A 10,334-nucleotide genomic window follows, 5' to 3' on the forward strand; every position below is an offset into this window, starting at 1 on the left:
TAAAAAATAAAAGGCTGAACTTATGGACTCTGCCTTTTATTGATCCTTCTTGTTTTTGCATGAAATAGTAAGTACTTGAACTTTTTTAGGAATAGGATCTTCTCCTAAGCCTAGTTATATAATTCCTTTTCTTCGTTAAATATTCTATTGAAATATCTTCTACACATCTCCTTTACATTGTATGATACTCACATTTGTTCATAAATAGTCGATTAAGAAGTTATTGTATCTGATTAATCATATGATAACGACATAAACTAAAAAATGTAGAACAGTTATGGATTGATATTTAATATTAAAGTGAGGAAATATATAATGAATCGAAATCGAGCCATTGAAATTTCAAAATCACCAAATCTCAAACATGTCACATATCAAGGAAAACGTGTCTACATCCAACATGTTCATAAAACAAGTGATATGGCAAAAGTGTATTTACTGGATGATCCGACCAAGGAATTTGAGGTACAACTCGATCAATTAGAAGAGCGTTAACCTTGTCTCTTAGAGATTTTTACGATGTGCTTTAAAGGAGTCGATAAATGTTTGTGGTGTTTGATAGACATGATACGAATAAATTCCTCTAATCGTATGTAAATAAAGAAGTCCACTTTTATGGCCTATCGCATGGTAAGATATATCTAACACATCTTGAATGGCAAATGTGTGATATTTCGTCTCAATACGATCTGTATACAGACGAATTTCCCGCATGTCTTCTCGTTGGATTTGTTTGAAGCTTGAGACGTCGCGTTGGATTTTAACATATGGATGAACAGCTAGTAAAGTCACTAAAATTCCCCCAGACTCTTTTCATATATATGTACGTATCTTACAGTTTAAAGTTTCATATATAAAAAAGAAGGTATTTCCTTTGACTTCATGGAATTACCTTCTCATACTTAAATAACCATTCTGAAGCTTCCTTTCTATGCATAACGATATATTTTAAATTTACCACGCTTTCCGTGATTCGCTTCTGGCACACGGACTTTATTTATCAAACGGAAAGGTGTTTTTTGTTTTAGAAATCGCTTATACTCTGGCAATGGGTAATAAAGAATGAGATCTACCGGTCTATCATGCTGTTTGATGGATGTCATAATATTATCGACGACTTTCTTAAATATGTTTACGGAAAATGGATTGAAAAAATAGAAGCAGTTCTCCGTTTTTTCTATTTCATACATTTCAGCAAGACCGTACTCAAGTTCAATTGGTGCCTTAATATGTTCCCGACCTCGCCGATACGATGCTTCATTATCCAGCGCTTCTTGAAATGTTTTATCATTGTTTTCAATCCCTGTTACAGGTACTTGAAAACGATGATGGATATAGAATGACACCCGTCCTCTTCCACATCCAAAATCAACAACCTCATCTTCTTCCTCTATACGATACGCTTGAAACAGTTTTTCTAGTGCGACATATGGTGTCGGTTCATAACGATTATACGGCACATTGCCACGCCATTCCCGGATTCCATCTGTTCGAATCCCCAATAACTGATCAAACTTTTTCTCAACCACTTTCTTCTTCCCCTATTCTTGATGTTCTTTTAATTATTCTACTATCTAATCATCTATCATACTATTAAGAAGAAAGAATACAAGTATAACAAAAACAGTCTCATTCCAATAACGAAACGAGACTGTATTAATCATTCAGTCTTTTTTAAAAAATATCATTTATCAATTAACTTCGTATAGCCGTCTTCTTGAATGATTTGACGTTGCTTCATTAATCGTCCCATTGCGCGTTTAAAGGCAGACTTACTCATGTGAAATGTTTCTTGAATCGATTCGGGACTACTCTTGTCATGAAATACCATGACCCCTCCTCGTTGTTTGAGATAAGTAAGTATCGCCTCAGCATCATCAGCAATCCGCTCATGTTTAAATGGTAGAAGTGATACGTTAAGTGTACCGTCTTCTTTCACATCAATAACGCGTCCGTTAACATACTCTCCTAATCGTGGCTCTCTTTCTCTTTCTGTATGATGAATAAATGCGCGATTTCCTCGTTCTGTAAGCATCGCACTGCCTTCTTTACTCGTTAAATAAACATAACCACTCACACGATCATTTAATTTAACACTATCTGCAATCTCCCATTCATCTCTTAACTGTTCTTCAGATGCTGGGATGGCGAGCAAACGACCTTTCTTATCTTGACCTAGTGTCACATACAACTTATCACCAACATCTGGCCAGACTGCTTCCACAATCGGTAAGTCATCAACAGATACGAGTACTTCAATTGAACTTCCAATATGAACGAAGACTCCAAGATTTGGAACAACTTTAACGACAGAAGCCCAGCCATACGTGCCCATTACCATTTGTGGTAAATTCATCGTAGCTACAATTTGATCTTGTTTGTCCATGTAAACGAAGACATCAACTTTGTCTCCATTTAATAATTTTCGTGTTGTTTCTTGTTCAGAGAGAAAGGCTTCTGTTTTTCCCTTCTGTAATATATAACCTTGGTCACTTTTTCTCAGAACAGTCATTAATTGAATCGTACCCATTTGCATGGTAGTCATATTTTACCTTCTTTCTTTATTCACATTTCCATCACATTTACTTTGTCTCCATTGAAATTAACATATTCATAGGCTTTTTCCAATCTATTCGTCTAAACGAATTTCATTCCATAAGTTCAATTACTTTATATATACCCCTATAGGTATTATAATTAAGATGTATTTAAAATCCTATTAACTCATAAGGAGAGATTTCAATGACAGAACAACTTAGTCCAAGATTACAGGACTTTTTAAAAGGCGTCAAAAAACTGTATATTGATGGGAAGTTTGTTCATTCTGTTTCAGGGAAAACCTTTAAATCATATAATCCCGCAACGGGTGAAGAAATTGCCGAAGTGGCAGAAGCAGGTGTAGAAGATGTAGATCTAGCGGTTCAAGCAGCCCGAGAAGCATTTGACAGTGGACCTTGGTCAAAGATGGGAACTGCCGAAAGAAGCCGCTTGATTTACAAGCTTGCTGACCTAATGGAAGAGCATAAACTTGAACTTGCTCAACTAGAAACACTTGATAACGGTAAACCAATCCGTGAAACAATGAATGCAGATGTTCCTTTATCTATTGAACACTTCCGCTATTATGCAGGATGGGCGACTAAAATTGTCGGTCAGACCATTCCTGTACAAGGTAATTATTTTAACTATACACGTCATGAGCCGGTCGGTGTTGTTGGTTCCATTATTCCGTGGAACTTTCCACTTATGATGGCAGCGTGGAAGTTAGGGGCATCACTTGCTACTGGATGTACAGTTGTTATGAAGCCAGCTATGAATACGCCATTATCTGTCTTATATTTAGCAGAACTTATAAGTGAAGCAGGATTCCCAGATGGGGTTATTAATATTATTCCTGGTAGAGGAAGTCAGGTTGGAGATGCACTCGTTAATCATCCAAAAGTAGATAAAATTGCGTTTACTGGATCGACTCCTGTCGGTAAATCCATTATGAAATCAGCAGCGAATACAATGAAACGCGTGACATTAGAATTAGGTGGAAAATCACCAAACATCATCCTGCCTGATGCTGACTTATCTAAAGCAATTCCTGGGGCTCTACAGGGTATTATGTTTAACCAAGGACAAGTTTGTAGTGCAGGAAGTCGTATCTTCATTCAAAAAGAGATGTATGACCATGTCTTAGCTGAATTAGAAAGTCATGCTAAACAAATTAAGCAAGGTAATGGTTTAAATAAAGATACGACGATGGGGCCATTAATTTCCGCACAACAGCAACAAACAGTGACAAACTATATAGAAAAAGGACTACAAGAAGGCGCAGAATTAGTAACAGGGGGACATATCCCATTTGAAAATGGATATTTCGTTGCACCGACGATTTTCGCTAACGTTGATAATAAAATGACGATAGCCCAAGAGGAAATATTCGGACCAGTCGTAGCTGCGATTCCTTTTGATCATATGGACGATTTAATTGCTAAAGCAAATGACTCAGATTTCGGATTAGCTGCAGGAATTTGGACAGAGAACTTACGTGATGCACATTATCTTGCACACAACTTAAAAGCTGGGACAGTCTGGATCAACACGTATACTGCATTTGATGCGGCTGCACCATTTGGTGGATATAAGCAATCAGGTATCGGACGTGAAATGGGTAGCTATGCTTTAGATAACTATACGGAAGTTAAATCTGTATGGGTAAATTTAGATAAATAACACTTAAAAAAAGGGGAGAATTTTTCTCTCCTTTTTTTAGATTGATTTATCTGAATCATTTTACTTTACAAAAGACCTTGACTTTCTATTCTTTTCCGCTTAGACTAGCATATAAATCTTTTTAAAAAATTAAATACTAAGATATCATTTCTTATCAAGAGAGATTGAGGGACAGGCCCGATGACATCTCGGCAGCAGATTCTATTTAAGAAAACTGTGCCAATTCCTGCAAATACGTTCCGTTCGTATTTGAAAGATGAGAAGAATGATTCTATGACAAACTAGAATCCCTCTTTTCTTACTTGATAAGAAAAGAGGGATTTTTTATTGACAGCAAGTAAGGCACTTAAGGGGGATGGATTAATGATTGAGTTTAAAAATGTATCTAAAACTTTTACATCTGGTAAACGGAAAGTACATGCTGTAAACGATGTATCATTCACTGTTGAAAGAGGTGATATATTCGGCATTATCGGATTCAGTGGAGCAGGAAAAAGTACATTGCTACGACTTGTAAATATGTTAGAACGCCCGACTTCGGGCGCTGTCTATATTCAAGGGGTTGATATTTCAAAGTTATCCCAAAAGGATTTACGTAAGCAACGGCAAAACATCGGCATGATTTTCCAAAATTTTAACTTATTTAATGCACGGACAGTTGCAGGTAATGTCGCTTATCCACTGAAGTTAGCGGGTACGCCAAAACAAGAACGTGAAAAACGTGTCATGGAACTACTTCGCTTTGTCGGACTAGAAGATAAAGCGAAAGACTTTCCAGATCAATTATCAGGCGGACAAAAACAGCGAGTTGGCATTGCTCGTGCACTCGCTAACTCACCTGATATACTCATCTGCGACGAAGCGACATCAGCATTAGATCCCGATACGACCGCTGACATTTTAAAATTATTGAAAAACGTTAATCGGGATTTGGGGATTACCATTTTACTCATTACCCACGAGATGGACGTCATACAACAAATTTGTAATAAAGTGGCGGTGATGGAAAAAGGAGAAGTGATCGAAGCAGGGGATGTATTTGAGACCTTTACAGCTCCTAAACACCCGACAACAAAGCGCTTCGTCCAATCAGTACAGCAAGATTTACCATCGAAACATATTTTAGAAAAATGGCAATCAAATGGTGGTGAGACGTTATATCGCGTTCTTTTTAAAGGAGATATCACAAATGAACCGATACTGTCAACAGTGACACGAAAATATGAAGTTGATTTCAATATTGTTTATGGCTCTGTCCAAGAGTTACAAGAAAAGTTATTCGGTAATTTACTCATTTCGTTTACCGGGGATAAATCAGCCATTGAACAAGTATTACAAGAATTAGAAAGTATTGTTGATATTAAGGAGGTCACTAAAGATGAAAGTGGATTGGTCTAACTTCTGGCCACAAATCGTCGAAGCTACTGGCCAGACAATTACGATGGTCGTTATGACGCTTATATTTGGATCAATTATTGGGATTACGCTTGGTTTATTACTATTTGTAACGAGAGAAAATAATATTTTGGAAAATAAGTTTGTTTTTCAAGTCTTAAATATCATTATTAATATCATTCGTCCAATTCCTTTTATTATTTTCATTGTTGCTATTTCACAATTAACACGACTCGTTGTCGGAACAACGATTGGGACAGCTGCAGCAATATTTCCGATGACGATTGTAGCAAGTTTTACAATTGCCAGAGTTGTTGAAAACAACCTTGTCAGTATCGACCCTGGTGTCATTGAAGCGGCACAAGCGATGGGAGCAAGTCCGTTACGAATTATATTTACTGTGTTAATTCCGGAAGCATTAGGGCCACTCATTTTAGGGCTAACCTTTGTTTCTGTTGGTTTAATTGATTTCTCAGCAGTAGCAGGCACTGTCGGTGGCGGTGGACTAGGTCATATTGCCATGACTTATGGCTATCAACGTTTTGACGGAACGGTCATGCTTGTTACAGTCGTTATTCTCATCGTCATGGTTCAGTTAGCACAATGGATTGGAAATACATTATCTAAACTCGTCATGAGACGATAATTTTTTAAAAGCATAAAAAGGAGCGAATCAACATGAGAAAGTTTTTAGTCTTTTTATCAATTGTGTCTGTATTATTTTTAGCTGCATGTTCAGAAGATGGTAAAGCAGAGGATTCAGGGGAAAAAGTTAAAGTGAAAATTGGGGTTAATGGTGCTGATGGTGAACTCTGGCCTAAATTAAAAGAAAAAGCTGCTAAAGAGAACATTGAAATCGAATTAATCGAATTCCAAGACTATACATTGCCAAACAATGCCTTAGCACAAGGAGACCTTGATATGAACGCATTTCAACATATTGCATTTCTCGGTCAATATGTTAAAGAAAGTGGTGAAGATATTGTGCCGATTGGATCAACGATGTTAGCACCGATGGGATTATATTCCGAAAAAATTGAAGACGTATCAGAACTTAAAAAAGGAGATAAGATTGCTATCCCGGATGACCCGGCAAACCAAGCACGCGCACTTCGTCTATTAGAAACTGCCGGACTCATTACGTTAGCAGATGACTTCGGTATGTTCGGTGATCCATCACAAATTAGTGACAATCCACTAAACTTAGATATCATTCCTATGACAGCGCAACAAACACCACGTGTATTACCGGATGTTGCAGCATCAATTATTAATAATGGAATTGCAGGTCAAGCGGGTTTTTCACCAAACGAAGATCCAATTTTTAAAGAAGAAGCAACTGATGAAAGTACACACCCTTACGTTAACGTCCTTGCTGTACGAGGCGAAGATAAAGATAACGAAACCTATTTAAAAATTGTTGAGCTATATCAAGAAGCAGATATAGAAGAAGCGATTAAAAGAGACACGAATGACGGCGCATTTCTCGTTAAATTAACACCCGAGCAATTAAACGATGTGTTTCAAGAAATGAAAAAATAAGGAGGATTTATTTATGAGCATTGTTCAAGACCAACTGGATAAGATGAATGCATCTGTGGAAAAGCATAAAGAACTATATATTCAAACGAGTCAAGCTATCCATGCACGACCAGAAATAGGTAATGAAGAATATTTTGCTTGTGAAGCACTTACGAAGCTTTTACAAGATGCTGGGTTTACTGTTGAAACTGGAGTAGCTGGTCATGAAACAGCTTTTTATGCTGAAAAGGTAAGTGAAAAACAAGGTCCGACCGTAGCCTTTCTTGCTGAATATGATGCTCTTCCAGGTATTGGCCATGCTTGTGGTCATAATATTATTGGAACGACAAGTGTAGCTGCAGGAATTGCCTTAGCTGACGTAATTGACAATACGGGAGGTAAAGTCGTTGTCCTCGGTACTCCTGCAGAGGAAGGTGGACCAGATGGCAGTGCGAAAGGAAGCTTTGTGAAACACGGTTTTCTAAAAAACATTGATGCCGCCCTTATGCTCCATCCTGCTGGAAAAACAAGTATAACAGGAGAATCATTAGCAGTTGACCCTTTAGATTTTCACTTTTATGGAAAAGCTGCTCATGCATCAGGAGCGCCTGACCAAGGTATTAATGCGCTAGATGCGGTTATTCAATTATTTAATGGGATTAATGCGCTACGCGAACATTTGCCATCTGATGTTAAAATACACGGGATTATTACACATGGTGGTGATGCGCCGAATATTGTTCCTGAATATGCTGCGGCTCGCTTCTTCATTCGGGCAGCTACATGGAAAAGGACAGTCGAAGCTGCTCATAAGGTTCGTGCAGTCGCCAACGGTGCTGCACTTGCTACGGGTGCCAAAGTAAAAATCAAACGGTTCCAAAACGAAGTAAAAGACTTTGTACTAAACGATACTTTTGACAATGTATTAAAAGAAGAACTCGAAGCACTTGGTGAAACTGTCATTACAGAGCGCGGAGAAGGAATAGGTTCCACTGATGCTGGTAATATAAGTTATGAAGTACCGACCGTTCATGGTTATATCAAAATTGGTCCCGACGACTTAATCGGTCATACTACTGAATTTCGCGAAGCAGCTCAATCAGAGCGTGGCAATCAAGCGATTATTACTGGTGCCAAAGCATTAGCAAGAACAGGATATCGCTTACTGACAGATCAACGGTTACTAGATGATATAAAAAATGAATTTGCAAGACAAATTGAAGAAAAAAGTAAATAAATAATCATTAAAAGCTCTTCTCGATTTCTCGGAAGAGCTTTTTCTACTAAAAATAACTCATCCACTTTTTTGTAAAATATAAAAGTGGCTGGTGCAAAGCCTCTGATGATGAAAAACTATTTTTGTTCACTTTTTCCTTATGTCCCAGTCTCCTTCTCCTAATGATCATGATAGTATTGAATCATGAGTAGAGAGAGCTGGGGTTTGTTTAAATAGTAAACTATTATCGACTATTATTCGCTATCGTTTGAAGTTTTGGATGAAATCATGTGGGTTGGAGAGAGCTACTCTGCATGGTTTTGAAGATTTGTTCGTAACCATGTGGAGTAGAACTATCTACTCTACATGGTTTTGATGCTTTATGCGTAACCATGAGGGGTGGAGCTAACTACTCTGCATGGTTTCTAAGATTTGAGCGTAACCATGAGGGGTAGAGCTAACCACTCTGCATGGATTTGGAAGTGAAACGTCAAGAAAATGAGTCATTAATGATTTAGTAGAGAGTATTCCTAAAGAGGCTTTTGAAAATTTTCTTCGTAAAACAGGTCGTCCTTCTGATCATCCTCACATGATGTTGAAAATCATTTTATGTGCATATTCCCAATCTATGTTTTCTGGTAGAGTAAACTTAAGAAGTATACCGCCAAAACACAAAATAATAATAATCATAACAATCCAAAACAAAAAGAAATTGCGGAAACAACATTAAAATGTTTCCGCAATATTTCTCATTTAAGACTCGTTTTGTCCCAAATCCTCTTTAATAAAACTAGTATTAATGAGATACATGATTCTTCTCTTTTCCAAGAACATATCTCATCATATCATGAAATAAACCTATTTCAAATAAGTTTGGCGTGTGATGGCTCGAACAATCGTAACCCTTTTATTCCCCTTAATTTTCATAAGTAAGGATTTTATAATCATTTCTTACCAACATGGGCATGCACTTATATAACTTGAAGTATACTTTTATGTGCATAATTTGCTTTCAGACTATCTCATTAACTTTTATCATATAAAATCAGATTTTTCTATTGATCCTCTTTAATTCGCTTCATAAACTCTTCTGCAGCACTATAACCTTGTTGCTTTAAATACCAATTATTCACAGCTGCTTCAATGAGTCCAGCGACATCACGTCCGGGTTGCAATTGAATTTGAATATGCGGTACTTTAACGCCCATATATTCCGTGTACTTTTGCTCTACTTCCAAATCATTATATAAAGAGTGATCTTTCCAATTTGTTAATTCAATGTCCATCGCAATACGTGTTTCGTCTTGAAAAGCTTTTCTACCGTATTGTCTTGTCACGTTTAATAATCCGATACTTCTTAATGCGAGAAATTCTTTATTCTTTCCATTATGTGTGCCGAGAATCGTCTGTGGACTGAGCTTTTTAATCACTACGATATCATCAGCAACAAGACGATGTCCTCGACCAATTAACGTATGGGCTGTTTCACTCTTTCCAACACCTGATTCACCACGCAATAACACACCAATTCCAAATACATTAACACAAACACCATGTATCGCAATTTCCGGAGCTAATGTTTTAATCATATACGCGTCTAATTTACCGATAAATTCATAATTTGTCTCATCTGTTCTTAAAAGTGGTATCTTTTTTTGATGACAATATTTCGTTAAATATGTGAGTTCCTCTTGTTGATCAGTGACTATAATACAAGGTGGTTCATATTTAAGTAAGTTTTCTACTCTTAGGGCACGTTCATTCTTATCCAGTAAGTGTAAATAAGTCACTTCATTCTTCCCAAGTACTTTAACGTGCTGTGTAGGTAGAAAATCAAAGAAATCAATAAATTCTAATCCTGGTCGTCGTGTTTGTGCTTTAACGATCATTCGATCTAAATATTCCTCTCCTACAAGAACTTCTAATGAAAACTTTTTTACCAGTTCGGAAACGGTAATTGTATTCACGCCTAATCTCTCCA

The 10,334-nt window shown here is 37.1% G+C and carries 10 protein-coding genes, 1 pseudogene and 1 riboswitch; of the genes and pseudogenes, 7 read left to right on the plus strand and 4 right to left on the minus strand.

The window, feature by feature from the left end:
• The first annotated feature begins 315 nt into the window (after window positions 1-315).
• Window positions 316-495, plus strand: coding sequence for an H-type small acid-soluble spore protein (locus HNQ35_RS06790; protein WP_146936640.1), 180 nt, complete (start codon window positions 316-318; stop codon window positions 493-495).
• A 9-nt stretch (window positions 496-504) separates the two neighbouring features.
• On the opposite strand, the gene HNQ35_RS06795 is transcribed toward HNQ35_RS06790, so the two are convergent.
• The 3 genes from HNQ35_RS06795 to HNQ35_RS06805 all read right to left on the minus strand — a co-directional run bounded on the left by HNQ35_RS06795 (window position 505) and on the right by HNQ35_RS06805 (window position 2,545).
• Window positions 505-792, minus strand: a complete 288-nt coding sequence (locus HNQ35_RS06795) for a hypothetical protein (protein ID WP_146936642.1) — start codon at window positions 790-792, stop codon at window positions 505-507.
• Window positions 793-929: 137 nt separating this feature from the next.
• Entirely contained in the window at window positions 930-1,529 is a 600-nt protein-coding gene (locus tag HNQ35_RS06800; RefSeq protein ID WP_146936644.1) for a class I SAM-dependent methyltransferase, read from the minus strand.
• A 155-nt stretch (window positions 1,530-1,684) separates the two neighbouring features.
• Entirely contained in the window at window positions 1,685-2,545 is an 861-nt protein-coding gene (locus HNQ35_RS06805) for a CvfB family protein (RefSeq protein WP_146936646.1), read from the minus strand.
• Between the two features lie 197 nt (window positions 2,546-2,742).
• On the opposite strand from HNQ35_RS06805, the gene HNQ35_RS06810 reads away from it, so the two are divergent.
• The 6 genes and pseudogenes from HNQ35_RS06810 to HNQ35_RS14215 form a co-directional block, all read left to right on the plus strand.
• Window positions 2,743-4,221 carry an aldehyde dehydrogenase family protein gene (locus HNQ35_RS06810; protein ID WP_146936648.1) on the plus strand — a complete coding sequence of 493 codons (1,479 nt, stop codon included), beginning with the start codon at window positions 2,743-2,745 and terminating at the stop codon, window positions 4,219-4,221.
• Window positions 4,222-4,369: 148 nt separating this feature from the next.
• Window positions 4,370-4,484, plus strand: a riboswitch (SAM riboswitch).
• A 100-nt stretch (window positions 4,485-4,584) separates the two neighbouring features.
• The gene (locus HNQ35_RS06815; RefSeq protein WP_146936650.1) at window positions 4,585-5,619 is read left to right on the plus strand and encodes a methionine ABC transporter ATP-binding protein; all 1,035 of its coding nucleotides are present in this window, start codon (window positions 4,585-4,587) and stop codon (window positions 5,617-5,619) included.
• Window positions 5,600-6,262 (plus strand): methionine ABC transporter permease, encoded by a 663-nt coding sequence (locus HNQ35_RS06820; RefSeq protein ID WP_146936652.1) that lies wholly within the window; start codon window positions 5,600-5,602, stop codon window positions 6,260-6,262. Before HNQ35_RS06815 ends, HNQ35_RS06820 begins: the two co-directional genes overlap by 20 nt.
• Window positions 6,263-6,294: 32 nt before the next feature.
• Window positions 6,295-7,158, plus strand: coding sequence for a MetQ/NlpA family ABC transporter substrate-binding protein (locus HNQ35_RS06825; protein WP_146936654.1), 864 nt, complete (start codon window positions 6,295-6,297; stop codon window positions 7,156-7,158).
• Between the two features lie 13 nt (window positions 7,159-7,171).
• On the plus strand, window positions 7,172-8,374 hold the full coding sequence (locus HNQ35_RS06830) for a M20 family metallopeptidase (protein ID WP_146936656.1): 1,203 nt from the start codon (window positions 7,172-7,174) through the stop codon (window positions 8,372-8,374).
• Between the two features lie 449 nt (window positions 8,375-8,823).
• A pseudogene (locus HNQ35_RS14215) lies at window positions 8,824-8,996 on the plus strand (transposase); the annotation flags it as partial.
• Between the two features lie 412 nt (window positions 8,997-9,408).
• On the opposite strand, the gene hprK reads toward HNQ35_RS14215, so the two are convergent.
• Window positions 9,409-10,320, minus strand: coding sequence for an HPr(Ser) kinase/phosphatase (hprK, locus tag HNQ35_RS06835; protein ID WP_146936658.1), 912 nt, complete (start codon window positions 10,318-10,320; stop codon window positions 9,409-9,411).
• Window positions 10,321-10,334: the final 14 nt, after the last annotated feature.

This window comes from Cerasibacillus quisquiliarum, from assembly GCF_014202495.1.
Lineage (GTDB): Bacteria > Bacillota > Bacilli > Bacillales > Amphibacillaceae > Cerasibacillus > Cerasibacillus quisquiliarum.

What these genes read in the sequence shown, in the direction of transcription:
- HNQ35_RS06790 (WP_146936640.1), top strand. Translation starts at nt 316, where the DNA reads ATGAATCGAAATCGAGCCATTGAAATTTCAAAATCACCAAATCTCAAA.
- HNQ35_RS06825 (WP_146936654.1), top strand. Translation starts at nt 6,295, where the DNA reads ATGAGAAAGTTTTTAGTCTTTTTATCAATTGTGTCTGTATTATTTTTA.
- HNQ35_RS06830 (WP_146936656.1), top strand. Translation starts at nt 7,172, where the DNA reads ATGAGCATTGTTCAAGACCAACTGGATAAGATGAATGCATCTGTGGAA.
- HNQ35_RS06820 (WP_146936652.1), top strand. Translation starts at nt 5,600, where the DNA reads ATGAAAGTGGATTGGTCTAACTTCTGGCCACAAATCGTCGAAGCTACT.
- HNQ35_RS06805 (WP_146936646.1), bottom strand. Translation starts at nt 2,545, where the DNA reads ATGACTACCATGCAAATGGGTACGATTCAATTAATGACTGTTCTGAGA.
- HNQ35_RS06815 (WP_146936650.1), top strand. Translation starts at nt 4,585, where the DNA reads ATGATTGAGTTTAAAAATGTATCTAAAACTTTTACATCTGGTAAACGG.
- HNQ35_RS06810 (WP_146936648.1), top strand. Translation starts at nt 2,743, where the DNA reads ATGACAGAACAACTTAGTCCAAGATTACAGGACTTTTTAAAAGGCGTC.